Source organism: Desulfoferula mesophila (assembly GCF_037076455.1).
Lineage (GTDB): Bacteria > Desulfobacterota > Desulfarculia > Desulfarculales > Desulfarculaceae > Desulfoferula > Desulfoferula mesophila.
In genome coordinates this window covers 2,144,451-2,169,094 of the sequence record NZ_AP028679.1, presented here as the reverse complement: position 1 = coordinate 2,169,094, position 24,644 = coordinate 2,144,451, and the positions used below count along the sequence as shown (strand labels likewise).

Here is a 24,644-nt window from a genome sequence, read left to right as displayed (position 1 = left end):
TAGGTTTGCCCCGCGTCCCTGTTTTAAGGCCTTGGGTGCTTTACCAGGGCCAGACCGGCTCGGAAAGGCATGTCTTGGTCGTCCGGCTCGCGGTTGAGCCAGCGCAACTCGGCCGTGACCAGGCGGGCACCGCCGCCGGGCAGGGGGAGGTTGAATTCCAGGAGATAGTCCTGGGGCGATTGGAGACAGCGATGCAGATGAAAGCCGCCGCAGTCGAGACGCCTCAAGGCCAGGCAACAGCCCCGGCGGGAGATATTGACCACTTGGGCGGGGCACGGGGTAGAAAGCGGCTTGCCGGAGACAGCCTCGCGCACCAGCAATTCCATCGCAAAGTCGGCATCGTCGCGTATCTGGGCGCGGCGCTCGGGGCCCAAGGGCAAGCGCCTCATCAAGCTTCGCAACGCCGCCTGGGGCTCTGTAGGTGACCAACGCATGATTATCATTAGCAAACCGGCACGGAAAAATCAAGCCCCCCGGCCGAGGGGCTCACTTTGACCCAGAGGGAAAGACGCAAGTGCCCCACAGCGACATCGCGATAAACAAGGTTCTGTTTCTCACTCCCGAGGTGACCCCCCTGGCCAAAAGCGGGGGCCTGGGCGACGTGGCCGCCGGGCTGCCCCCGGCCCTGGCCGCCCTGGGCCTGGACGTGCGCCTGGTGATGCCCCTGTACGGCCATATCGACCGCCAGGCCCATGGTCTCAGGGACAGCGGTCTGGAGTTCATGGTGCCCGTGGCCGGGTGGCCCAAGCCCTGCCGGGTGTGGCAGGGCCAAGTGGGCGGCTGCCCGGTGTATCTTTTGCACAACGAGCAATACTTCAACCGCCAGGGACTCTACAGCGACGGGTACGGCGATTTCGGCGACAACCTGGAGCGCTTCGTTTTCCTGTGCCGGGGAGCGGTGGAACTGGCTCGGGCCCTGGGCTGGCCCACCCAGGTGGTGCATGCCCACGATTGGCAGGCCGCCCTGTTGCCCGCCTACCTGGCCACCCGTCCCTTTGACCTGGGCCCCCTGGACGGCGCGGCGGGCATTATCACTATTCACAACCTGGCGTTCCAGGGCGTCTATGCCCGTCACGACTTCCACCTCACCGCCCTGCCCCCCTATATGAACGACGTGGAAGGGGCCGAGTATTGGGGCAACATATCCTTGCTCAAGGCCGGGCTGATCACCGCCGGAGCCATCACCACGGTGAGCCCCACCTACGCGCAGGAAATTCAACAGCCTGACCTGGGCATGGGCATGGACGGCGTGTTGCGCCGCCGCTCCCCGGACCTGCACGGCATATTGAACGGGGTGGATTACGCCCAGTGGTCGCCGGAAAACGATTCCCTGCTGCCGGCCACCTATTCCAGCGCCGACCTGAGCGGCAAGGCGGCCTGCCGCCGGGCCCTGCTCACCGCCTTTGGCCTGGACGCCGACTTGGCCGGCCCGGTGCTGGGCTTCATCGGGCGCCTGACCTACCAGAAGGGGGTGAGCCTCATTGCCGAGGCGGCCGAAGCCCTGGTGGGCATGGGGGCGGGGTTGGCCCTGTTGGGCACCGGCGACGCGGACCTGGAAGGCGCTCTCACACACCTGGCCGCCCGCCATCCCGGCCGGGTAGGACTAAAGCTGGCCTTCAGCGAGCAGCTGGCCCACCTGCTGCAAGGGGGCAGCGACGTGATGCTCATGCCCAGCCGCTTCGAGCCCTGCGGCCTTAACCAGATGTACGCCCTGCGCTACGGCACCCCGCCCCTGGTGCACGCCACCGGCGGGCTCAAGGACACGGTGCTTGCCTATGAACAGGCTCAGGGCAAAGGCACGGGCTTTGTTTTCCACGAGTTCAACCGAGAGGCCTTTTTGGAGCAGGCGCGCACGGCCTGCCGGGTCTTCGCCCAGACCGAGGTCTGGCAAGGCCTAATGCGGCGCGGCATGGCCCAGGACTTCTCCTGGACGGCCAGCGCGCGGCGCTACCTGGAGCTCTACCAGGCCACGGCCGCGCGGCGTTAGCCCTCGCCGCTGATGTCGCGCACTATGCTCAGCACATACAAGGGGCGGCCGCTTTCCTCGCGCACCAGCCAGGCCTGGGTGCGCACCGGAAAGACCGTGCCGTCGCTTTTAAGGTATTCCTTCTCATAGACCTCGGACCAGCCCCGCGGCATGATCTGCTCCAGGCGCAACTCGTCTTCCATCGGGCGCCACTTGGCCGGGGTCAAGTCGTGGCAGGTCTTCTTGTGCAGCTCTTTGAGGTTGTAGCCCAGCATGTCCTGAAAGGCCTGGTTGGCCTGCACCACCTTGCCGTCCAGGGAGCAGAGCACGATGCCCTCGCCCAGGGCGCGGGCCAGGGCCATGGTTAGGGTGTGGAACTTGTCCCGGCTCCGGGCCAGGCGCTCTTTTACTTCGGCCAGCTCGTCGGTCATGCTCCCCTCCCGCTTGATAACCGCCTTTGCTCACCGTCACGCCCTCTATTGGGGCGTCTTCTGCCCTCCCCCCATGCGGTAGCCTTCCAGGTCCAGGGCCACGTAATCGTATCCCGCCGCCTTCACCGCCTCCACGATTTGGCCGCGCAACGGTTCGCCCAGGGCGCGGGCCAGGTCCGCAGGCGAAAGCTCCAGGCGGGCCACGGGCAGATGATCGCGCACCCGGAGGTTGCCCGGCAACAGCTTCCTGAGGCCCGCCTCGGCCCGGCCGATGCGCTCCAGGGCCTCGGGGGTAAGGGCGGTGCCCCAGGGCACCCGGGAAGCCAGACAGGCGGCGGCGGGCAGATCGGCGGTGGGCAGGCCCAGGGCCCGGCTCAGGGTACGCACCTCGGCCTTGCCCAGGCCCGCCTCGGCCAGGGGGCTGATGAGCCCCAGTTCCTTGACCGCCCGTTCGCCGGGCCTGAAATCCTGGGCGTCGTCGGCCTGGCTGCCCTCGGCCACGGCGGCAATACCCAGCTCTTGGGCCAGCTCCATTAGGCGGCCCAGGCGCAGGCGCTTGCAAAAATAACAGCGCTGGGGATCGTTGCGCACGATGTCCGAGTCGTCCAGCTCGCAGGCGTCCATCTCGTGCAGCTTCACTCCCAGGCTCCGGGCCAGGGCGCGGGCCCGCTCCGCCTCCCAGGAGGGGGTAAAGGGGCCCAGGCACATTCCCGCCTGCACCCGATCGCCAAGGACCCGCCGGGCCACGGCCAGCAATAGGCTGGAGTCCACCCCGCCGGAAAAGGCCACCAACAACGAATCCAACTCCTCCAGCCGCCCCACCAGGCACCGCCACTTGGCGGCCAACTCCGGGGGCAGGTCCAATCTGGCGTCCGTAGACGGCATGCCTAAAGCATTACCCCGTGCCCGGCCTCCTGCAAGACGGCCACCAGGGGCTCCAGCTCGGTCTTCTTAAGGCGGAAGGTGTAGATGCGCCGCCCCACGTCGGAGGAAAGCTGGGCCACGCTTATCACCTCGCCGCCCTGTCGCCGGATGATGGCGTAAACCTCTTCCAGGGACTCGCTGCCCGGCTTGAGGGCCACGTCCAGGCGGGTGCTGTCTTCCAACAGGCCCAACAGGGCCACCAACACCCCCAGGATGTCGGCCAGGGTGATGATGCCCACCAGACGGCCGTTTTCCACCACCGGCATGCCGGTCAGCTTGTTTTGGTGGATAACCCGGGCGGCCTGGAAAACCGTGTCCCCGGCCTGCACCACGATGGGGTCGTGGGCCATGACGTCGCGCACCTTGATTTCCTCGAGCAGGCTGGCGAAATAGGCGGTGCGCAAATCTATGTCCGTGACCAGCCCCACCAAAAGGCCATCCTCCACCACCGGCAGATGACGCACCCCATGGTCCTGCATCAATTTCAAGGCTTCGGCCACCGAGGCTTCCGGCGATATGGTCCAGGGGTCGGGACTCATGCGATTGGCGACGATCATCCAGCTCCTCCCGCTGAGAAATTGCGCTCTATATGTTGGAAATAGCAGCTTTGCGGGGCAAAAAGATAGCCCAAAAATATGACCCACGGGTCATGTTGCGACAAAATATCGCACTTTAAGCCTTGTTGAGCATCCCAGTGCACACTATAATACGTCATGCCGATTTTTTATAGAAATGTCACAACAAGACATCTTGACATTAACTTAGGTATAATCTTAAGTTAGAGACAACAAACCATGGCGGTCCGCGCCAGGTGTCGGGACCAACCGTGCACCAACACGGCCACCACCAGCCGCGCAGGAGATCGTGACAATGACCCCAAAATTTATCTTTACCACCGGTGGCGTGCTTTCATCCTTGGGCAAGGGCCTGGCTTCCGCCTCTATCGGAGCCCTTTTGGAGGCCCGCGGGCTCACGGTGGTGCTGCAAAAGCTGGATCCCTACGTCAACGTGGACCCCGGCACCATGAACCCCTTTCAGCACGGCGAGGTGTACGTCACCGACGACGGGGCTGAAACCGACCTGGACATGGGCCACTACGAGCGCTTCACCCACGCCAAGATCACCAAGAAGTGCAACTTCACCACCGGCTCCATCTACAACAGCGTGATCAACAAAGAGCGCCGGGGCGACTATCTGGGCGGCACGGTGCAGATCATCCCCCACGTCACCGACGAGATCAAACACGCCATCACCAACGTGGTGGACGGCTCGGACCTAGCCATCGTGGAGATCGGCGGCACGGTGGGCGACATCGAGTCCCTGCCCTTCCTGGAGGCCATCCGCCAGTTCCGCAACGACGTGGGCAAGGAAAACTGCCTGTACGTTCACCTGACCCTGGTGCCTTACATCAAGACCGCCGGCGAGCTAAAGACCAAGCCCACCCAGCACTCGGTGTCCGAACTGCGCCGCGTGGGCATCCAGCCGGACATCCTGCTCTGCCGCACCGAGATGCCCCTGGACCGCAGCCTTAAGGAAAAGATCGCCCTGTTCTGCAACGTGGAGCCCGAGGCGGTCATCACCGCGGTGGACGTTGACACCATCTACGAGTGCCCGCTCAAGTTCCATGAGCAGGGCCTGGACGAGCAGATCTGCCGCAAGCTCAACATCTGGACCCGCACCCCCAAGCTGGACAACTGGGAGGACCTGGTCTACAAGCTCAAGAATCCCGCCCACGAAGTGACCATCGCCATGGTGGGCAAGTACGTGGACCTCAAGGAATCCTACAAGAGTCTCAACGAGGCCCTGTGTCACGGCGGAGTGGCCAACAACACCCACGTGAACATCAACTACGTGGATAGCGAGCAGGTGGAGCGCGAGGGCGCGGGGATCATCGGCGAGGTGGACGGCATCCTGGTGCCCGGCGGATTTGGCTCGCGCGGGGTGGAAGGCAAGATCAAGGCGGTGCAGATGGCCCGCGAGCAGGACATCCCCTACTTCGGCATCTGCTTCGGCATGCACATGGCGGTGATCGAGTACGCCCGCAACGTGCTGGGCTGGAAAGAGGCCCACTCCTCGGAGATCGACCCCAACACCCCTTATCCGGTTATCTACCTGATGCGCGAGTGGTTCGACTTCCGCTCCCAAAAGGTGGAGCGCCGCGACGAGCTTACCGACAAGGGCGGCACCATGCGCCTGGGGGCCTACCCCTGCAAGCTCGTCGAAGGCACCCTGGCCTACAAGGCCTACAAGACCGAGGAGATCAGCGAGCGCCACCGCCACCGCTACGAGTTCAACAACGAGTTCAAGCAGGCCCTGGCCGACAAGGGCCTCATCGTCAGCGGCACCAGCCCGGACGGCGAGTTGGGCGAGATCGTGGAGATGACCGATCACCCCTGGTTCCTGGGCTGCCAGTTCCACCCGGAGTTCCAGTCGCGCCCCATGAACCCCCACCCCCTGTTCCGCGATTTCATCCGGGCGGCCCTGCGCCACAAGAACGCCAAGGCGGCCTAGGTCATGGGCGAGCCGGTCCCCAGCCTCACCCTGGGCGGGCGCTCCTTCGGCCGCGAGGAGTTTTTCGTCATCGCCGGGCCCTGCGTGTTGGAGAGCCTGGAGTTGGCCTCCCAGGTGGCCGAGCGCCTGGCCGAGGCGGCCGCTTCCCTGGACATCCCGCTCATCTTCAAGTCCAGCTTCGACAAGGCCAACCGCACCAGCGTGACCAGCTTCCGCGGTCCCGGCCTGGAGCAAGGGCTGGAGTGGCTGGAGCGCATCAAGGAGCAGACCGGCCTGCCGGTCATCAGCGACATCCACAGCCCGGAGCAGGCCGCCCCGGCGGCCCGAGTGCTGGACGTGCTGCAAATACCGGCCTTCCTGTGCCGCCAGACCGATCTGTTGGTGGCCGCCGGGGAGACCATGAAGCCGGTCAACGTGAAAAAGGGTCAGTTCATGGCCCCCCACGACGTGGGGCCCATCATCGCCAAGGTGCAGAGCACCGGCAACCCCCAGGTGTGGCTCACCGAGCGGGGCAGCAGCTTCGGCTACAACAACTTGGTGGTGGACATGCGCTCCATCGGGGTGATGCGCGGCTTCGGCGTGCCGGTGGTGTTCGACGCCACCCACTCCGTGCAGCTTCCCGGCGGCTTGGGCGCCTCCAGCGGCGGCGACCGGGCCCACGCCCCGGCCCTGGCCCGGGCGGCGGTGGCCGCCGGAGCCGACGCGGTGTTCATCGAGACCCACCCCGACCCGGAGCACGCCCTGTGCGACGGGCCCAACAGCCTTCCCCTGGACCGGGCGGCGGCCCTTTTGAAACAACTGAAGGCCATCCACGCCCTTGTGCGGGAGGAAACGGCATGAGCGAGATCACCGCGCAGGAGCGGGCGGCCCGCATAAAGCTCTTGGTGCTGGACATCGACGGGGTGCTCACCGACGGCCGGGTGGTCTACGACCAGGACGGACGCGAGCTGAAGTTTTTCGATATCAAGGACGGCCACGGCCTCAAGCTGTTGCAGCGGGCCGGCTTTAAAATCGTCTGGCTCAGCGGCCGCGCCTCCAAGGTCAACCAGGTGCGGGCCCAGGAATTGGGCATCGACGAGTTGGTGGAGGACTGCAAGATCAAGCTGCCCCGCTTCGAGCGCGTGCTGAGCGAACATGGCATGCAGCCCGAGCAGGCCGCCTTCATGGGCGACGACCTCATCGACTTGCCGCCCATGCGCGCGGCCGGCCTGGCCCTGGCCCCGGCCGACGCCTGGCCCGAGGTGCGCCAGGCCGCCCATTGGGTGGCCACCCTGCCCGGCGGCCGGGGTGCGGTGCGCCAGGCCTGCGAGCTGCTCTTAAAGGCCAGCGGCAAGTGGGATGAGGTTACGGGGAGATACTTTTAGAGCGCTCTCCGGCCAAACGCTTTTGCCGCGTCAGGGACGGACAACGAACAGGGGCCACCCCGGGTTGACGATGCCTCGACCCTCATGAAAAAAAGCTGCATAATGGGAACACGCATTTCATCACCCGTAACCGGACAGGTGTGAGCCCATGCATAACGGCAAATCCCGACACGGCATCCGGCCCCTGATATTGGCAGCCCTGGCCTGCGCCGCCGGGCTGGCGTTCGCCGCCCCCGCCGCCTGGGCCGGCGTGGCGCATCATGCCGCGGACGCCCCTCTCCTGCTTGCCGACAGCCGCTGCCGCAATTGCGACAACCGTCGAAACGGCAGCTATGACGCCTCCCGGAACGAGGTCGTGGTGTCCGGCAAAAGCGAGCCCGCAGATCCGGCCATTCCCCGCTACGACCCCAAGCCCCTGAGCCCCAGGGACGAGTACAAACTGAGGGTGTTCGAGGCTACCCAGGATCGCCTCAACAACCCGGACTACAATGACGCTTCCAGCAACGATGCCGCCGGCGGAGAGGCCCCAGCGGATTCCCAAGAGGCCAAGGACCCCAAGGCTGCGGACGGCGCCGCCGGAGACGGATCGCAAGCCCAGGCTCAAGAAGGCGCTCCCGCGCAGGGCGGTGGCCAGGATCAGCAAAAGGCCAAAGGCAAGAAAAAGAAAGAAGAGCCCCCGCCGCCACCGGAAAAATCGGGAGGCTTCAAAATGATCGTCATCCAGCCGCAAGGCGGCCAGAGCGTCATCAAACCGCAAAACTGAACGCCGAGACGTTAGCACCTTGCCACAAGCCAATCTGGACAGCCTGCGGGCCAAGGCCCTGGAGTTGGGTGCGGATCGCGCCGCCGTTGTTCAGGTGCGCGACATCACCATGAGCGACGCGGTGGCTTTCAAGTGCCGGGTGCCCCGCTGCCCCCAATACGCCTCCTGCGCCCACTGCCCGCCCCACGCCCCCAGCCCCGAGGAGTTCCGGCGGGTGCTGACCGATTTTCATCAGGCCCTTGTGTTCAACCTGCACGTGCCCCCCGAGGTGATGCTGGGCTCCGATCAGATAGATGCCCGGCGCCGGGCCTTCCGCTCCGTCTTCGAGCTGGCCGCCAAACTGGAGTCGGCCGCCTTTTACGCTGGGCACTACCTCTCCTTCGGCCTGGCCGCCGGCTCCTGCCGCAACGTGCTGTGCCACGCTCAAAAGGCGTGCGCGGTCCTCGAGGGCCGAGCCTGCCCGCACCCTGGCCTGGCCCGGCCTCCCCTGGAGGCGGTGGGCATCGACGTGTTTCAGTTGGCCGCCCTGGCTGGTTGGAAGATGCAGCCCCTGGGCCGCGAGGCCGACGCCGCCCAAGTACACGACTCATCGCTAACCGGCATGGTGGTGGTGGGCTGACACGCGCCTGCTCCCAGACTTTCCACATTATCTCGTAGGAAAATCCGCCCTCGGCCGTTGCGGCCCTACTCCTGTTGGGCGCCGCAGACGTAGGCGGTGGTCTGTTGGGCGTGCATGTTCACCGCCTTGACCCCAGGCACCTGCATGGCCTTTTGTTTGATTTCCTCGCCCAGCAGCGGCTCCTGGCTCTGATTGAATTTGGCCTCCACGCTGACCACCCCGTCGCAGGCGCTGACCTTGACCATGGGGTAGTCATGCACCAACGCGGCCTTGACCTGGGCGGCAAGGAGCAGGTTGTGCAAAAACTGGTGGGATTGCGGGGTGGCCTGGAACTGCTCCAGTTGCGCGGTGTGGCGAATTATGTCCGCCACGTCGTCCACGGTCAGCTTATGGATGTGCAAGACCAGGTCATACAAAAGCGGGTCCCAGATGTCCACCTGGTGCAGCTTGAGGCTCCATTGCCGTCTCTCATGGTCGTCCTTGCTCAGCCTCGCCAGTGCCTCCTCGCGGCCTATGTGCTCCCGCTCCATCTCCAGGGCGGCCCGGGCCTGCATATCAGCCACGATGCGAACTTTGAGCACATGGGAGACGCCGCGCAACAGAAACTGTCCCGCCAGGCCGTGGTAAACCACGTTGTCCTGGTGCACATGCTCCAAAAAGGCGGCGGTGATATAGGCCAGGTAGCGCTCTTTGCCATAGGTCAAGCGCTCCAGGATGGAAGGAGCGTCGTGCAGGGCGCGCACCAGCTTTATCTCGGGAATGTTGAACTGCTCCGACGCCTCCAACAGGAGTTCCCGGGAAAAGCACTGGTACCCCAGGGCCTGGGCGACCTTTTCGGCCACCTCCTTGCCCTTGCTGTTGGAGCCGCGAGAAATGGTTATGATGGCCATGGCTCAGTCCTCCCTAGAGAGCAAACCCTTTTAGTGCCCCCCGCCCATGCGGCCGAAAACCAGCCCGGTGAGCATACCCACCGCCACGGCCAGGCCCACGGCCAGCAAGCCATACCAAACCCCATGGTTTTGACCAAGGGAAGAAAGGACGTACGGCATGCCCTCCAGTTGCACCTTAAAATAGGCCGTGCGAACCTCGCTTACCTCGCCCCCCCGCACCACTGATAGCTTCACCTTGTAACGGCCCGGCTTGACCTTGGACGGTAGCCGGAAGCTGGCCCGGCCCTGCCAGCGCCCCGGGCCGGTGCGGACGATTTCCAGGCCCCCCGGATAGAGTCGATAAAGTTCGTCCCGTTCCTTGAGTTCCACGAATTCCCGGAATATGTCGGGGTCTTCCACCTGCTTCAGACGACCGCGAAAAGTCGCCCGGTTTTCCTGGGCCATATAACCCCAGGGCCAATGGGTGGCATCGCGGGAAAGCAGACGGGGATCGCTACTCAGCACTATGTAAAGGGTGGGCGCGTTGTAAATGTCCACTTCGCCGCTGTTCATCCACAGGTCCCAGTGGCGAGCCTTACGCATTAACTCCTGTTCGATCCTCTTGCCCCGCACCTCCAGCACGGCCTGGCTGCCCGGCGGCAGGTCGGCGGTGATGCTCATTTGCTGTCCGGCGAAAAAGGAGTTGATCCGTACCACGGGCGGCGTCACTTCCAAGGTGCCCTCCGCCTCCGCCGGGGAGGCCGCAAGCGCCAATAGAAATACCAGCGCCCCCAAAACCACGTTTCGATAGGCTCCTGAGCTAGGCATTTCAATCCCCCGCCTTGAAGTCGAGCATGTAATGGGGAGCCACCACCAGGCCCAGAAAAATTTTGACCATAACCGCCAGCACGATGCAGGCCAGCAGGGTCTTGAGGTGATCGGGCTTCAGCTTGTGACTGAAGCGGGCTCCAAGTTGGGCGCCGATACTGGAGCCGAGCAAAAGGATGATGGCCAACACCAGGTCGACCGTGTGGTTGGAGGCTGATTGCATGATCGTCACGTTGGCGCAGACGAAAACCTCCTGGAACAGGTTGGTGCCCACCACCACGTGCATGGGCATGCCCAGCACGTAGCACATCATGGGCACCATGATGAAGCCGCCGCCCAGGCCCATGACCGCCGCCAGGACACCCACGAAGCCGCCCACCAGAAAAGGCAGAACCGGGGAAAGGGTCACGTCGGATTTGGGGAAATAGATTTGCCAGGGCAACGCGGCCACCATCCGCCGGAAGCGTGAAGGCCGCAGGGGCTCTGCCTGCAACTCCTGGTTCAATCGCGCCCGCCGGCGGCAAAGGATACCATCCACCAGCATGTAGGTGCCTACCAGGCTTAGCATGACCACGTAGGTCACCTTGATGAAAAAATCGGCGTCGCCCAGGGTTCGCAACGCCTTGATGATCTGCACCCCCGCCGTGCCGCCAAAAAATCCGCCTGCCAAGAGGATCAGGCCCATTTTGAAGTCCACATGGCCCATGCGGTAGTGGGCGTAGGTGCCCGAGGTGGTGGCCGCCACTATTTGGTTGGAATCCGAAGCGGCGGCGATGGTGGGAGGTATGCCGGCCATGATCAGCAGGGGGGTCATGAGGAAACCTCCCCCCACCCCGGTGAGACCGGAGAGAAAACCCACCGCCCCTCCCAGTCCCAGCAGCATCATGATGTTCAGGCTGTGCCCGGCGATGGGCAGATAAAAACTCCAAGGCATAGTGCAGGCGCTCCCTCTGCGAGGCGATAAGGAAGCGTGAGACTCGATCGGCCCAAGATGATGATCAAGCCAGGTGGCGGCCAGGAGGGAGCTTGCGGGACCTTATCGCCGGGTGACCGGCGGAGCGGCCGACCCGGCTTCCGGCCAGGCAACCGCTCAGTTACCCCTACACCTATTAATATACTCTTCGATCAATCCCAAACTACCCCGACCGGCCATTAACCCCGGCCGCCACGTTGCGAGGGCCGCAACTTGCCGCTCCGGCCGTAATGGAGACAAGGCTCAGGTGCGGGAATCCTAGCTCACCGGCATGGTGGTGGGGCCGGAGTTACCTGGCGCGGCCCGTGGCGGGGGGGTGGGCCTGCGCAAGCCGGCGCACGGTCTCCCGGTAGCCCTCCTCTATGGCCTCCTCGGCGCGGTGGAACTCCATGAGACGCAGGTGGCCCAGCCGAGGCCTGATCAATAAATCCGGCGGATCGCGCTTCAGGTTAATTTCGGTGATCTGAGCCGCCATGATGTTGATGGAGGTGGTCAGGACCTCGATGATATTGGGGGTGGGCTCCTTGCTTATCCACTTGCCTATCTGAGACAGGGATGGCGAGCTCAATTGGCTGAACCGGTCGGCCAACTCCTGGGTAATTTTCCGCTTGAGATCTTCCTCTCCGTGCTTGGCCGAGGAGTCATTGTCCGTCATTGCGCCGTTCCCGGATTTATCGATCCGGCCATGGTTCAGGTCCACGGCGATGACGTAATCCGCCCCCATCCGGCGCGCGACGCTCACCGGCACGGGGTTGACCAGGCCGCCATCCACCAGAAAGGCCCCGTCGCGCCTGGCCGGGGTGAACACGCCCGGGATCGATACGCTGGCCCGTATGGCCTCGACCAGGTCCCCCTGGCTGAAAACCACCTCGTCGCCGGTAGCCAGGTCGGTGGCCACGGCACAGTACGGCAGGGGCAGATCCTGTATGTTGACTTCGTGCACGTGGCCGCGGAAAAACTCCGTGATCTTGCCGCCGTCGAAAAGGCCGGAGCGGGGAAAGACCACGTCCAAGAACGACACGATCTGCTTCCAGTCCAGTTGGCGGGCGAACTCCTCCAGGACGTCCATTTTATCCAGGGCGAACCCGGCCCCCACCAGGGCGCCTATGCTGGTGCCCGCGATGCAGCTTATTTCCACGCCCGCCTCGGCCAGGGCCCGGATCACCCCGATGTGGGCCCATCCCCGGGACGAGCCGCTTCCCAGGGCCAAGCCCACCTTGGGGGCTCCAGCCCTGCCTTCGCCCTGCTTGTTCATCGCCCTGCTCCTCCCAACTTGGCCGGCCTCGCTTAACTGGTTTGCCTGGCAACCTTCTCCTGTTTGATTTTACCGCGCGGCCGGGGGCGGGGTCTTGCATTGGCCCATAAAAAAAGGAGCCCCCGAAGGGGCTCCCTCTCATTTTTTAGCTCGCCTGGTTGCTAGGCCGCGGCCTTGAACCCCAGGTCAAAGGCCTTGACGTTAGAAGCGGCGAAGCGCTTCTTGGTCTGGGAGCGGATGACCTTTTTCATGGTCTTGACGTCGATGGGCAGCTTGACCGCGCCGAACAGCGCGCCCAGCATGACCATGTTCAGGCTCAGCGGGTTCTTGGCCTCCTCGGCCAGGGACTGGCCGTCAAAGGCGATGACCTTGGCCAACTTTTTCTTGAGATAGACCACCGAATCCTCGGGCGCGGGATAAGGCGCCGCGCCGATGGCCACGGTGAACGGAGGCAAAGGCCGGGTGTTGGTGATGACCAGGGAGTCCTTGTTGACCTTGTTCAACAGGCGCAGGGCCTCCACCGGCTCGAAGGAGACCAGGACGTCGGCCTCGCCGTTGGACACGATGGGGCTGGTGGCGTCGCCCAGGATCACCGCCGACTCCACCACACCGCCGCGCTGGGCCATGCCGTGGATCTCGCTGACCACCACGTGCTGGCCCGCGGCCAAGGCCGCCTGCCCCAGAAGGTTGCTGGCCAAGAGGTTACCCTGGCCGCCCACGCCCACGAATACTATGCGTTGGGTGCTCATGATTTCCTCCTTACCCTTCGGCCTTCAACGGCAGGATGGCGTTCTCGGGACAAATCTGGGCGCACAGGGCGCAGCCGATACACTGCAAGGGATTGATCTTGGCCTGGCCGTTTTCCACGTACATGGCAGGGCAAGCCACCTTCTTGATGCAGTCCATGTGGCCCTTGCACTTGTCGGTGCTCACCTGGAACACGCGTTTGGTTGGCGGAGCCACCCGGCGGGCGAACAAGGGGCACAGCTCCTGGCTGATGACCACGCTCACGCCCTGGTAGGCGATGGCCTCCTCGATGGCCTTCTTGGCGGCGCGCACCTTGAAGGGCTTGATGGTCACCACGTGCTGCACACCCAGGCCCTTGATCAGGGGCTCCAGGTCGATGTGGGTGGTGGGGTCGCCGATGGCCTCGGTATTGACGCCCGGATGGGGCTGGTGGCCGGTCATGGCCGTGGTGCCGTTGTCCAGGACTACCAAAGTGAAATTGTGGTTGTTGTGCACCGCGTTGACCAGGCCGGTGATGCCGCTGTGGAAGAAGGTGCTGTCTCCGATGAAGCCCACCACCTTCTGACCGGTGGCCCGGGAGATGCCTCCGGCGCTGGAAACTGAACTGCCCATGCAGACGAGGAAGTCGGCCGCCTTGATGGGCGGCAGCACCCCCAGGGTGTAACAGCCGATGTCGGAGGCGTAGACGGCTTGATCGCCGGCCACTTCCTTCACCGCGAAATAGGTGGCCCGGTGAGGGCAGCCGGGGCAGAGGTTGGGCGGCCGCCCCGGAGGGGCGGGCATGCCGGCCAGGCTCAGTTCGGCGGGCTCTTCAAAAGCCAGGCCGAAGGTCTTGGCCATCACCTCGCGCACCAGGCGGGGATTGTACTCGAAGGCCCGGCTGAAGAAGCCCGGCGCTTCGATGTCCACGCTCTTGGCCGGGATCTTGCCGGGCTCCTTGCCCACGATCTCCACGGCGATGCCCTTTTCCTGGGCCAAGGCCCGTACCGCCTGCTCCAGGATGGGCTCCAACTCCTCGACGATCAGAACCTTTTCCACGCTTTTGAGGAAGCGGACAATCTTCTTCTCGGGCAAGGGATAGGTGAAGCCCAGCTTGAGCACCTTGATCTTGCTCTTGGCGCCCAGGTCCTCCACCGCATCCATCACGTAGTTGGCCGCCACCCCGCTGCTGATCACTCCCAGCTTGCCCCGGCCCATAATCTGGTTGTAGGGGCTGGCCTCACTTATGGCCTGGGCCTGCTTGTAGATGTTGAGCAGGCGCAGGTGCAGGTTGCGGCTCACCGCGGGCACGGTTACGAAGCGCATGGGGTCTTTCTGGAACTTGGAGGTCTTTTTGACCTTGCCCAGCTTGGCGAAAGGCACCGCCTCGCGGGCGTGGTTCACCCGGGTGGTGGTCCTTAGCATCACTGGGCTGCCCAGCTCTTCGCTAAGCTCGAAGCCGTAGGCGGTCATTTCCTTGGCCTCGACCGGGCCCGAAGGCTCCAGCATGGGCAGACCGCTCAGACGGGCGTAAAAGCGGTTGTCCTGCTCGTTCTGGCTGGAAAACAACGAGGGGTCGTCGGCGGTGAGGATGACCATGCCCGCGTTGACCCCCACGTAGGCCAGGGTCATAAGGGGATCGGCCGCCACGTTGACGCCGACGTGTTTCATGGTGCACAGGGTGCGCACTCCGCTGGCCGCCGCGCCGGCAGCGCACTCCAGGGCCACTTTCTCGTTGGTGGAGTATTCAAAATAATACTTCACCTTGTTGGGAAACTGCTTCCTGAGGCGGTAAAGGGTGTCGGGCACCTCCGAGGAAGGCGTGCCCGGGTAACAGGTGGCAAAGGCCATACCCGCTTCCAGGGCTCCGCGCACGATTGCCTCGTTGCCCAAGAGCAGGTGCTCTTTCCCGCCAGAAGGACTCAGCAGTACATCCATGCTTTCACATCTCCGGCCAATATTGTGGATGGTTTAGCGCGTCCCCAGCCGGCTGCCCTTAGAGAGGTGACCTTGTTTGAGGCGTAGGCAAATCGGCGCAGCGCTTGGTAGTTACAAATTAGCTACAAAATGACTATTGTGAATTTAGACGTCTCTCTCCCCAGATGTCAAGGATAAATGCCATTTACCACAATAGAGCCGTCTGTGAAAGTTCTGAGTCGCATCAGACCTTTAATTTGCTAATGCCTATGGGCAGGATTGACTTATAATAGCCCCTAGTTTAAGGTCAGAGTCCACATCGTTGCATTCTTATCAACCTCAATTTCAGCCAGGGGAAAAAATGGCCAAAATTCTTATCATCGACGATGACGACGATTTCCGCACCGCAACCTCCGCCATCCTGGAAGCCGCCGGCCATGCAGTCCTCATTGCCAGCGACGGCAAGGCCGGTCTGGAAATGGTCAAGGCCGAAGACCCGGACCTGATCGTCCTGGACATCATGATGGATTCCATCTACGAGGGCTTTTCGGTCATCACCACCCTGCGGGCCACACCCGAATACATCGACTACCGCGACATTCCCGTGCTGATGTGCTCCGCCGTGAAGCAGATCACCGGAGAGCGCTTTGACATTCCGACCGAGGCCCGCATTGCCCATGGTGACGAGTTCCTGGATAAGCCCTTTACTGCCGAGCTGTTGCGCGAAAAAGTTAATAAGCTGCTTGAAGCATAGGCTGGGCCGGCATGAGCACCCACCATCAGGTGCCGCACATCTTGTGCGTGGACGATGACCATGTCGCCCGCGAAACGGTGGAGTTGCTTTTCAACCGCTGGGGCTATCGGGTAAGTCTGGCCGAAAGCGGCGAGGCGGGTCTGGAGGCCATCGCCCAGGATCCGCCCGACCTGATCCTTTTGGACATCCAGATGCCGGGCATGGACGGCCTCGAGGTGCTGGAATGGGTGCACGCCCACCATCCTTCCATCATTTGCATAATGGTCACCGGCCATGCCACCCTGCAAAACGCGGTGGAGGCCATGAAACAAGGGGCCTACGACTTTTTGGCCAAGCCCTTTGCCCCCGACGAGATGAAGCTGACGGTGGAGCGAGGCCTGGAACACCGCTGGCTGATTTTGGAGGCGGAGCGGCTCAGGGCCGAAAAGGCGCTGATGCAGGCCAACTTCATAACCCTGGTCTCCCACCAGATGCGCTCCCCCCTGGCCGCGGTGCGCCAACTTCTGGAGGTTCCCGCCACCCAGGCCCTGGGGCCCCTGCCCGGACCCTACCAGGGATTCATCGACCGGGCGGTGTATCGCCTGGACTTGTTGGCCCGCACCCTGAACACCTGGCTGGCCATGAGCCGCCTGGATCAAGACGGCATCGACAGCCGCAAGAGCGTGGCGGAGTTGGGCGGGCTGATGGGAGATCTGGTGCGCCGGGCCGAGGCCGACGTCACCGCGGCGGGCCAACACCTCAAAACCCATACCAGGGACGGCAACTGTACCTTGAAGGTGGACCGGGAAAGCCTCTTGGAGGCGCTGTACAACCTCGTCAGCAATGCGGTTAAATACAACCGTGCCGGAGGCGACATCATTATAAAAGGCCGCAAGCGCGGCGAGGTGGTGGAGCTGAGCATCAGCGACCAGGGACCGGGGGTTTCTTCCCAGGAGGCCGCCTATATTTTCGACGAATTTTACCGGTCGCGCCGCAAGGACATAAAGGAAAAACCAGGCACGGGGCTCGGCCTGGCCATTTCCCTGAAGGTGGTCAGGGCCCACGGCGGAGACATAAAGGTCGCTTCCCAAGTGGGACAGGGCGCCACCTTCACGGTCACCCTGCCCTGCCAAAAAAGCTAACAGCCCGATATCGGTTGACATGACCTTCAACTATGAATAATATTTTGGCCCGAGCGGTGGCTACTCGGGCCTACGCAGGGATAATCAAGGCAAATGGTCGTACTCCCTGGACAAATACCCGGCTCGGACAGGAGAATAGACTCCCCCTGCCGGTTAATTTTTAGGCCTACCTTGTGGCTTTATTCACTAAAATTAGCCATAAACGCAGGCTGCAAGCCTAGCATCTGAGCGCCTGAACTGGAGTTCGTTGGGATGAAACTTTCAAATCTGTTCAAGGGCATTCGCCTTCCACGCCCGCCGGCGGCGGCGCCCCCGGTGGACTTACCTGCCCCGGAGCGCGTCTATCTGCCTCTCAGACAGCACCGCGGAGCCGTGGCGGAGGCCCAGGTTAAACCGGGAGACCAGGTAGCGATCGGCCAGGTGGTGGGAGCCTCGGAGGAATTCGAGTCGGCCGCCGTCCAGGCCACGGTCAGCGGCGTGGTGGAATCCATCGTGCAAACGGTGGACCCGGCCGGGCAAAAGGTGCCCACCGTGGTCATCAAAAACGACGGCGCAGACACCTGGGTGGCGGATACCGCCGAAGCCCTGGCCGACCCCGCCGGGGCCAAGGCGTCCCGGCCCAGCCGCCTTCTCAAGCGTCTGCGCGAGTCCGGCCTGGTGCGGGCCCAAGTGGAGGGCCGCCCCCTGCACGTGGACCTGAGCCCGCCCATGGCGCCGCAGTCCTACCTTTATATGACCGGCATCCCGGTGGTGCGTCCCGTTGACACCCTGATCGTCAACGCGGTGGACCCCGATCCGCCGGTTTGTCCCAACCTCTCCTGTCTGACCCAAGTCGGCGAGGAGCTGGCCGTGGGCGTGGCCGCCCTGGCCCGCATCAGCGGGGCCAAAAGGGTGATCCTGGCCTTGCCGGCCGGCGGGGACGCTTCGGCCCTGGCGGCCATGGCCGGACAGCATGAATGGGAGACCGCCTCGGTGAGCCAGACGGCCTATCCCTTTGCCACCGACAACCTGCTGGTCAGCGCCCTCACCGGCCGCCAGGTGCCCACGCCCTACGGCGAGCCCAAGGACGTCGGCGTGGTCCTGATGCCCCTGATCAGCGCCCTGGACGTGGGCCGGGTGCTCATCAGCGGACGCCCGGTGATCGACCGGGTCTTCACCGTGGCCGGCGAGGTGAAAAATCCTCAGACTTTCCGGGTGCGCCTGGGCACTCCCATCAGGGACGTGATCGAGGCCGCCGGCGGCGGTCCTTCGCGCCCGGGCAAGATAATAGTGGGCGGACCCATGATGGGACTGGCCATCTTCGACCCGGCCACCCCGGTCACCCGCTCCACCGAAGGCGTGTTGGTGCAGAGCGCGGGCAACGTGGTCTCTTACGCCGACCACCCCTGCATCCACTGCGGGCGCTGCGTGGCGGCCTGCCCGGTGAACCTCATACCCTCGGAGTTGGGCAAGCTCTGCGAGTTCCGCATGTACGAAGAGGCGGCCGAGATGAACTTGATGAACTGCATCGAGTGCGGCTGCTGCGCCTACGTATGTCCGGCCAAGCGGCCCATGGTCCACTTCCTGCGTCACGGTAAGACCGAAGTTCTGGCCGGGAGGATGGAATAATGAACGAGAATCTACTTACCGTATCCACCTCCCCCCACAAGCTGGGAGGCATGAGCGTGCGCTCCATGTACTTGGAGTACATCATCGCTCTGGCCCCGGCCTTGTTGGTGGGCCTTTACTACTTCGGCTTCCCCGCCTTGATCACCGTGCTGCTCACCGTGGCCTCGGCGGCGGTGTCCGAGTTCGTCGCCAGCCTGATCAAAAAGAAGCCCTCCAACCTGAGCAACCTGCACGTGTTGTGCATGGGCCTGATGCTGGGCATGATCCTGCCCCCCGGCGCGCCCTGGTGGCTGCCGATCATCGGCGGCGCCCTCACCGTGCTGTTGGGCATGAGCATCTTCGGCGGCCTGGGCGCCTACCCCATGAACCCGGTCCTGGTGGCCTGGGTGGCCTTGTACATCTCCTGGCCCGAGTCCATGAACGCCTTCCTGGAGCCCCAGGCCCTGGGCACCGGCGACGAGTGGAGCGAGGCCGAGACCCTGCTGATGCAGCTCAAGGGCGACGTCAGCACCTTTGAAATGGTCGAGCTTGGCGCCCTGTGGCTGGGCAACGTGGCCGGCTTCATCGGCTCCACCAGCGCCTGGGCCCTGCTGGTCGGTGGTGTGTATCTCCTCATCCGCCGCATCATTCCCTGGCAGATTCCCGTGGGCGCCGTTTTGGGCGCCATCGGCATGGCCCTGCTGGCTGCCTACACCGACCCCAGCATCCTCGAGCTGGGCTACGAGGAGTTCGGGGCCAACATGAACATAGTCTGGTTCCACCTGGGCGCGGGCGGCTTCATGATCGCCGCCTTCTTCCTGGGGCCCGAGCCGGTGACCTCGCCGGTCACCCCCTGGGGCACCTTCTTGTTCGGGGTGGGAATCGGCCTGATGACCATCATTGTACGCACCTGGGGTGGTTTGGTGGACGGCGCCTTCTACGGAGTGTTGCTCATGAACGCAGTCACTCCCCTGCTGGACCGTATCCGCCCCAAGGTCATCGGAAAGGTGGTGAGCGGTGCGTGATATTCTGAAAATGCTGGTGGTGCTCACCGCCATCTGCGCGGTCAGCGGTTTCTTGCTCGCCTTGGTACACGACGTGACCAAGGAGCCTATCGAGTACAGCCGGCTCAAGTTCGTCAAGGAGCCCGCGGTCAAGGCGGTGCTCAGCGGCTACCAAAACGACCCCATCAAGGATCGCCTCAGCATCCCGGTGGGCAAGGACAAAAAGGGCAAGCCGGTCAACCTTATCGTCTTCCCGGCCAAAAAGGACGGCAAGACCTTCGCGGTGGCCTTCGAATCCACGGGTTCGGGTTATCACGGAGAGATCGGGGTGATGCTGGGCGTGGATCTGGCCAGCAAGAAGCTGACCGGCCTCAGTATCGTCAGCCACAGCGAGACCCCCGGTCTGGGCGCGCGCATAATCGAGCCGAACTTCACCGACTCTTTTAAGGGCAAACCCATGGACAAGGAACTGGGCGTAGGCGACATCAACGCCCTGTCGGGAGCCACTTTGTCCACCAAGGGCGTTTTGGCCGCGGTAAACAAGGCCCAGACGACCTTGGACAAGTACCGCGACAAGATGGTTCAGTAGGGAGCGCGGTCATGAGTATAGCTAGAGAATTCACCAAAGGCTTGTGGGAGATCATCCCGCCCTTCCGCCTGGTGTTGGGCCTTTGCCCCACCCTGGCGGTAACCACCTCGGCCGAAAACGGCATGGGCATGGGTCTGGCCACCACCTTCGTGCTGGTGTGCTCCAACCTGCTGGTGTCCTTGCTGCGCAAGATAATCCCCAGCAAGGTGCGGATCGCAGGCTACATCGTGATCATCGCCAGCTTTGTGGTCATCGTGGAGCTGATGATGCAGGCCTACACCTTCCCCCTGTACCAGGCCCTGGGCATCTTCATCCCCCTGATCGTGGTCAACTGCATCATCCTGGGCCGGGCCGAGGCCTTTGCCGGCAAGAACGGCCCTCTGCCCAGCATCGCCGACGGCTTGGGCGTGGGCCTGGGCTTCACCATCAGCCTCACCGTGCTGGGCGCCTTCCGCGAGATCCTGGGCAACGGCACCATCTGGGGCCACGGCCTGTTCTGGGATGGATTCGAGCCCTTCACCTTCATGGTGCGCGCGCCGGGCGCCTTCGTGGCCTTGGGCTGCTTCCTGGCCATGATCAACCTCGTCAGCTCCAAGCTGGACGAGCGTAAGCGGAGGGCCCAGTCATGAGCTTCGGCGACTACATGCTGTTTATCGTCAGCGCCATCCTGGTCAACAACATCCTGCTGGCCAAGTTCCTGGGCAACTGCCCCTTCCTGGGGGTCAGCAAGCGCATGGATACGGCCACCGGCATGTCCATGGCGGTCATCTTCGTCATGGTCATGGCGGGCATGATCACCTGGCTGGTGCAGTACTACATCCTGGTGCCCCTGAACATCGAGTACCTGCAAACCATCGCCTTCATCTTGGTGATCGCCGCCCTGGTGCAGCTGGTGGAAATCGTGATGGCCAAGAGCCTGCCGGCCCTGTACCGGGCCCTGGGCATCTTCCTGCCGCTGATCACCACCAACTGCGCGGTGCTTGGCGTGGCCATCATCAACATCAACGAAGAATACGACTTCGTGGACACCCTGGTGTTCTCCCTGGCCTCGGCGGTGGGTTACAGCCTGGCCCTGGTCCTGTTCGCCGGCATCCGCGAGCGCTTCATGCTGGTGAAGATGCCCAAGGCCTTCCAGGGCACCTCCATCGGCCTGGTGGTGGCCGGATTTTTGGCCCTAGCCTTCAGCGGGTTCGCGGGCCTGGTGGGCGGCCACTAGCGCGCGGGAAGCAAGGCAAGATGCCGCTATGATCCGACATAAACAAACGCGGGGCAAGGCTCCCGCGAGGAGAACCTAATAATGTTATTCGAAGCCCTGGCAATCGGTGGATTGGGCTTGGCTTCCGCCCTGGGACTGGGTGTCGCCGCCAAGGTCTTCGCCGTGGAGGTGGACCCCCTGGTGGAGGCGGTGGAAGGAGCCCTGCCCGGCGCCAACTGCGGCGGCTGCGGCTACGCGGGTTGCGCCTCGGCGGCTCTGGCCATCGCTGGCGGCAAGGCCCCGGCCAACATCTGCGTGGGCGGCGGCCCCGAGGTCGCCGTGGCGGTCTCTGCCGTGATGGGCGTGGAAGTGGTTTACCGCGAGCCCGACGTCTCGCAGGTGGATTGCACCTACTCCACCCAGATCGCCCCCTTGAAATACAAATACGACGGCGTGCAGGACTGCCGCGCGGCGGTGCTTTTGGCCGGCGGCCCCAAGCAGTGCGACATCGGTTGCGTGGGCCTGGGCTCCTGCGTCAAGGCCTGCCCCTTCGGGGCCATCCAGATCGGTCCCGACGGCCTTCCCGTGGTGGACCCGGCCCTGTGCACCGGCTGCGGCAACTGCGAAAAGGCCTGCCCCAAGAGCATCATCCACCTCACCTCGGTGACCCGGCGGGTTCTGGGCTTCAACGCCAACTACAACTGTCTGGCCCCCTGCCAGGCCACCTGCCCGGCCCAGATCGACATTCCCAGCTATATCCGGGCCATCGGCGAGGGGCGCTACGAAGACGCGGTCGGCATCATCAAGGAGCACAACCCCCTGCCCCTGGTTTGCGGCCGGGTGTGCCCCCATCCCTGCGAGGATCAGTGCCGCCGGGGCAAGAGCGACGAGCCGGTGAACATCAACCACCTCAAGCGCTTCGCCGCCGACTATGAGATGAACTCGGGCAAACGCATCCAGCCCTTCTGCATGCCCAAGAACGAGCGCAAGGTGGCCATTGTGGGCGGCGGCCCTGCCGGCCTCACCTGCGCCTACTACCTGGCCCGCCTGGGCTACGCCCCCACCATCTACGAGGCCCAGCCTCACCTGGGCGGCATGCTGCGCTACGGCATCCCCGAGTACCGCCTGCCCAAGGCCACCCTGGATTGGGAGATCCAGGGCATCCTGGAGTTGGGCGTGGAGGCCAAGACCGGCATGGCCATGGGCAAAGACTTCACCCTGGAGAGCCTCCGGCAAGAGGGCTACGAGGCCATCTTCCTGGGGGTGGGCTGCTGGTCCAGCCGGGGCATGCGGGTGGAAGGCGAGGACCTGAATGGGGTCCTGCCCGGCACCGACATGCTCATCGACCGAGGCAACCTCAAGGATACTCCGGTGGGCGAGCGGGTGGTCATCATCGGCGGCGGCAACACGGCCATGGACTGCGCCCGCACCTGCTGGCGCCTGGGGGCCAAGGAAGTCACCGTCCTTTATCGCCGCACCGAAAAGGAAATGCCCGCCAACGCCATCGAGATCGAGGAGGCCAAGCACGAAGGGATCAACTTCCACTTCCTGGCCGCCCCCACCAAGCTCGTGGGCGACAACGGCAAGCTCACCGGTCTGGAGTACATCAAGATGGAGTTGGGCGAGCCCGATGCCTCGGGCCGCCGCCGTCCGGTGCCCATCGAGGGCAGCGAGACCATCTTGGAGTGCGACAACGTCATCGCGGCCATCGGCCAGTTCCCCAACCTGGCCTTCCTGGAGGCCGACGCCGCGGCCAAGGACCTGGCCGTCACCAAATGGAACACCATCGACGCCAACGTGGACGCCGGGACCACCAACATCCCCGGCGTGTTCAGCGGCGGCGACACCGTGACCGGCGCGGCCACGGCGGTGGAAGCCATCGGCGCGGGCCGCCGGGCGGCGCGGGCCATGCACCTGTACCTCAGCGGCGAAGAGCCGGAGCCCCAGGATAACTGGGTGCGCGGCCCCAAGGAGTTGCCGGTGGTCAGCGAGACCCCGGAGGCGGCTCCGGCTGGGCGCGCCCGGGCCAAGATGCCCGAACTCAGCGTGAGCGAGCGGGCTAACAGCTTCGTGGAAGTGGAGCTGGGGCTCACCGAAGAGATGGCCAAGGCCGAAACCCAGCGCTGCCTGCAGTGCGGACTCTACTGTTACCGTCACAAAGATCAGCCTTACGAGGCTTGGAAATGGGAGAGGAAGGACAATGCCTAACAGTCTGGATCGCCGCTCCTTCCTGCGGTTCGCCGGCAGCACGGCCCTGGGCGCGGCCGCCCTGCCCCTGGTTTCGCCGGCCATCGGCCTGGCGGGCCTGGGCCGAGGCCAAAACGCCGCGCAGGAAACTCGTATGATGATGGGCACCCTGGTCTCGGTGACCGTGGTGGACCCCTCACCCGCCAAGGCTCAGGAGGCCATGAACCAGGCCTTCGCGGCCATGGCCAAACTCACCCCGGTCTTCGACCGGCACCGCCCCGGCGGTCCGGTGGCCGCCTTCAACGCCGAAGGCCGCCTGAACGATCTGGAGCCCCGCCTCAAGGCGGTGCTGGAGTTGTGCATGGCGGTGCAGCAAAGCACCGGCGGAGCCTTCAACCCCACCGTGGCCCCCATCATCGACACGGTGAGGGCCAGCTTCCTGCAGACCCACCAGCCCCCCAGCCGGTCCCAGATGGCCACGGCCGTGGCCAAGGTGGGCGGGGTGAACTACGACGGCCAGGGCCTGCGCCGCACCAAGGACGGCGCGTCCCTCACCCTGGACGGCGTGGCCAAGGGCTTCATCGTGGATGAGGGCCTTGCCGCCGCCGCCAAGGCGGGCGCCGGCCACGTGCTCATCAACGCCGGCGGCGACGTGGGCGTCATAGGCGACCGGGGCGGCAAGCCCTGGCGGGTGGCCGTGGCCGACCCGGACCATCCCACCCAGGCCAAGATGACCGTGTCCCTGACCAGCGGGGCCCTGGCCACCAGCGGCGACTACGAGGTCTACTTCGACCAGGAGCGCCTGTATCACCACATCGTCAACCCGGCCACCGGGCGCATCCCCGGCTCGGGTCACAGCGTGAGCGTGCGCGCTCCCAAGGCCTCCCTGGCCGACGCCCTGGCCACGGCCTGTTTTGTCATGCCCCCGGCCCAGGCCCACCGTTTCCTGGCCGCCCGCCCCAGCCTGGAGGGGCTTATCCTCACCCGCTTCGGCCAGCGTTACCAGACCAAGGGCTTCGCCGTCTAGGCGACCCTCCCCCAAGACAAGCAAGACCGGCGGC

The 24,644-nt window shown here is 64.1% G+C and carries 25 protein-coding genes; 15 read left to right on the top strand and 10 right to left on the bottom strand.

All coding sequences use genetic code 11. From position 1 onward, the window contains the following. Positions 1 to 23 precede the first annotated feature (23 nt). Positions 24 to 389 (bottom strand): hypothetical protein, encoded by a 366-nt coding sequence (locus tag AACH32_RS09670; protein WP_338606570.1) that lies wholly within the window; start codon positions 387 to 389, stop codon positions 24 to 26. A gap of 125 nt (positions 390 to 514) precedes the next feature. Here AACH32_RS09670 and glgA point away from each other — a divergent pair, with 125 nt between their 5' ends. After that, positions 515 to 1,987, top strand: coding sequence for a glycogen synthase GlgA (gene glgA, locus AACH32_RS09665; protein ID WP_338606569.1), 1,473 nt, complete (start codon positions 515 to 517; stop codon positions 1,985 to 1,987). Here glgA and AACH32_RS09660 read toward each other — a convergent pair. From AACH32_RS09660 to AACH32_RS09650, 3 genes are read right to left on the bottom strand one after another with little or no spacing between them, the layout of a single operon-like run. Beyond that, positions 1,984 to 2,397 carry a PAS domain-containing protein gene (locus tag AACH32_RS09660; protein WP_338606568.1) on the bottom strand — a complete coding sequence of 138 codons (414 nt, stop codon included), beginning with the start codon at positions 2,395 to 2,397 and terminating at the stop codon, positions 1,984 to 1,986. The two genes, glgA and AACH32_RS09660, sit on opposite strands and share 4 nt — an antisense overlap. Positions 2,398 to 2,442: 45 nt before the next feature. Continuing rightward, positions 2,443 to 3,282, bottom strand: coding sequence for an ATP-dependent sacrificial sulfur transferase LarE (gene larE, locus AACH32_RS09655; protein ID WP_338606567.1), 840 nt, complete (start codon positions 3,280 to 3,282; stop codon positions 2,443 to 2,445). A 2-nt stretch (positions 3,283 to 3,284) separates the two neighbouring features. Beyond that, a complete protein-coding gene (locus AACH32_RS09650) occupies positions 3,285 to 3,878 on the bottom strand; it encodes a CBS domain-containing protein (protein WP_338606566.1) in 594 nt (197 codons plus the stop codon). A 313-nt stretch (positions 3,879 to 4,191) separates the two neighbouring features. Between AACH32_RS09650 and AACH32_RS09645 the strand changes: the two genes are divergently transcribed. From AACH32_RS09645 to AACH32_RS09625, 5 genes are all read left to right on the top strand, one after another. Beyond that, positions 4,192 to 5,832: a CTP synthase gene (locus AACH32_RS09645; RefSeq protein WP_338606565.1), complete on the top strand. Its 1,641-nt coding sequence runs from the start codon at positions 4,192 to 4,194 to the stop codon at positions 5,830 to 5,832. A 3-nt stretch (positions 5,833 to 5,835) separates the two neighbouring features. Next, positions 5,836 to 6,672: a 3-deoxy-8-phosphooctulonate synthase gene (gene kdsA / locus AACH32_RS09640; protein ID WP_338606564.1), complete on the top strand. Its 837-nt coding sequence runs from the start codon at positions 5,836 to 5,838 to the stop codon at positions 6,670 to 6,672. Beyond that, complete coding sequence (locus tag AACH32_RS09635) at positions 6,669 to 7,196, top strand: KdsC family phosphatase (RefSeq protein WP_338606563.1); 528 nt, start codon at positions 6,669 to 6,671, stop codon at positions 7,194 to 7,196. Before kdsA ends, AACH32_RS09635 begins: the two co-directional genes overlap by 4 nt. Before the next feature lie 148 nt (positions 7,197 to 7,344). After that, positions 7,345 to 7,959, top strand: a complete 615-nt coding sequence (locus tag AACH32_RS09630; protein WP_338606562.1) for a hypothetical protein — start codon at positions 7,345 to 7,347, stop codon at positions 7,957 to 7,959. A 19-nt stretch (positions 7,960 to 7,978) separates the two neighbouring features. Beyond that, positions 7,979 to 8,578: a DUF2284 domain-containing protein gene (locus AACH32_RS09625; protein ID WP_338606561.1), complete on the top strand. Its 600-nt coding sequence runs from the start codon at positions 7,979 to 7,981 to the stop codon at positions 8,576 to 8,578. A 65-nt stretch (positions 8,579 to 8,643) separates the two neighbouring features. On the opposite strand, the gene AACH32_RS09620 is transcribed toward AACH32_RS09625, so the two are convergent. The 6 genes from AACH32_RS09620 to iorA all read right to left on the bottom strand — a co-directional run bounded on the left by AACH32_RS09620 (position 8,644) and on the right by iorA (position 15,167). Next, the gene (locus AACH32_RS09620) at positions 8,644 to 9,468 is read right to left on the bottom strand and encodes an AAA family ATPase (RefSeq protein ID WP_338606560.1); all 825 of its coding nucleotides are present in this window, start codon (positions 9,466 to 9,468) and stop codon (positions 8,644 to 8,646) included. 30 nt (positions 9,469 to 9,498) lie between these two features. Further along, positions 9,499 to 10,176 (bottom strand): TIGR02186 family protein, encoded by a 678-nt coding sequence (locus AACH32_RS09615; protein WP_338606656.1) that lies wholly within the window; start codon positions 10,174 to 10,176, stop codon positions 9,499 to 9,501. A 100-nt stretch (positions 10,177 to 10,276) separates the two neighbouring features. Then, positions 10,277 to 11,209 carry a sulfite exporter TauE/SafE family protein gene (locus AACH32_RS09610; protein ID WP_338606559.1) on the bottom strand — a complete coding sequence of 311 codons (933 nt, stop codon included), beginning with the start codon at positions 11,207 to 11,209 and terminating at the stop codon, positions 10,277 to 10,279. 328 nt (positions 11,210 to 11,537) lie between these two features. Next, entirely contained in the window at positions 11,538 to 12,503 is a 966-nt protein-coding gene (locus tag AACH32_RS09605; protein WP_338606558.1) for a patatin-like phospholipase family protein, read from the bottom strand. 161 nt (positions 12,504 to 12,664) lie between these two features. Continuing rightward, positions 12,665 to 13,252, bottom strand: coding sequence for an indolepyruvate oxidoreductase subunit beta (locus AACH32_RS09600; protein WP_338606557.1), 588 nt, complete (start codon positions 13,250 to 13,252; stop codon positions 12,665 to 12,667). A 10-nt stretch (positions 13,253 to 13,262) separates the two neighbouring features. Continuing rightward, complete coding sequence (gene iorA / locus AACH32_RS09595; protein ID WP_338606556.1) at positions 13,263 to 15,167, bottom strand: indolepyruvate ferredoxin oxidoreductase subunit alpha; 1,905 nt, start codon at positions 15,165 to 15,167, stop codon at positions 13,263 to 13,265. A gap of 340 nt (positions 15,168 to 15,507) precedes the next feature. On the opposite strand from iorA, the gene AACH32_RS09590 reads away from it, so the two are divergent. From AACH32_RS09590 to AACH32_RS09550, 9 genes are all read left to right on the top strand, one after another. Next, positions 15,508 to 15,900 (top strand): response regulator transcription factor, encoded by a 393-nt coding sequence (locus AACH32_RS09590; RefSeq protein WP_338606555.1) that lies wholly within the window; start codon positions 15,508 to 15,510, stop codon positions 15,898 to 15,900. 11 nt (positions 15,901 to 15,911) lie between these two features. Next, entirely contained in the window at positions 15,912 to 17,021 is a 1,110-nt protein-coding gene (locus tag AACH32_RS09585; protein WP_338606554.1) for an ATP-binding response regulator, read from the top strand. Positions 17,022 to 17,273: 252 nt separating this feature from the next. Next, positions 17,274 to 18,629, top strand: coding sequence for an RnfABCDGE type electron transport complex subunit C (locus AACH32_RS09580; RefSeq protein WP_338606553.1), 1,356 nt, complete (start codon positions 17,274 to 17,276; stop codon positions 18,627 to 18,629). Then, positions 18,629 to 19,633: an RnfABCDGE type electron transport complex subunit D gene (locus AACH32_RS09575; protein ID WP_338606552.1), complete on the top strand. Its 1,005-nt coding sequence runs from the start codon at positions 18,629 to 18,631 to the stop codon at positions 19,631 to 19,633. The genes AACH32_RS09580 and AACH32_RS09575 overlap by 1 nt, the downstream gene beginning before the upstream one ends. Then, positions 19,626 to 20,201: an RnfABCDGE type electron transport complex subunit G gene (gene rnfG, locus AACH32_RS09570; protein WP_338606551.1), complete on the top strand. Its 576-nt coding sequence runs from the start codon at positions 19,626 to 19,628 to the stop codon at positions 20,199 to 20,201. The genes AACH32_RS09575 and rnfG overlap by 8 nt, the downstream gene beginning before the upstream one ends. An 11-nt stretch (positions 20,202 to 20,212) precedes the next feature. Beyond that, positions 20,213 to 20,830, top strand: a complete 618-nt coding sequence (locus AACH32_RS09565) for an electron transport complex subunit E (RefSeq protein ID WP_338606550.1) — start codon at positions 20,213 to 20,215, stop codon at positions 20,828 to 20,830. Then, the gene (rsxA, locus tag AACH32_RS09560; RefSeq protein WP_338606549.1) at positions 20,827 to 21,417 is read left to right on the top strand and encodes an electron transport complex subunit RsxA; all 591 of its coding nucleotides are present in this window, start codon (positions 20,827 to 20,829) and stop codon (positions 21,415 to 21,417) included. Before AACH32_RS09565 ends, rsxA begins: the two co-directional genes overlap by 4 nt. Before the next feature lie 81 nt (positions 21,418 to 21,498). Then, complete coding sequence (locus tag AACH32_RS09555) at positions 21,499 to 23,604, top strand: RnfABCDGE type electron transport complex subunit B (RefSeq protein WP_338606548.1); 2,106 nt, start codon at positions 21,499 to 21,501, stop codon at positions 23,602 to 23,604. Continuing rightward, positions 23,597 to 24,610, top strand: a complete 1,014-nt coding sequence (locus AACH32_RS09550; protein ID WP_338606547.1) for an FAD:protein FMN transferase — start codon at positions 23,597 to 23,599, stop codon at positions 24,608 to 24,610. The genes AACH32_RS09555 and AACH32_RS09550 overlap by 8 nt, the downstream gene beginning before the upstream one ends. Positions 24,611 to 24,644: the final 34 nt, after the last annotated feature.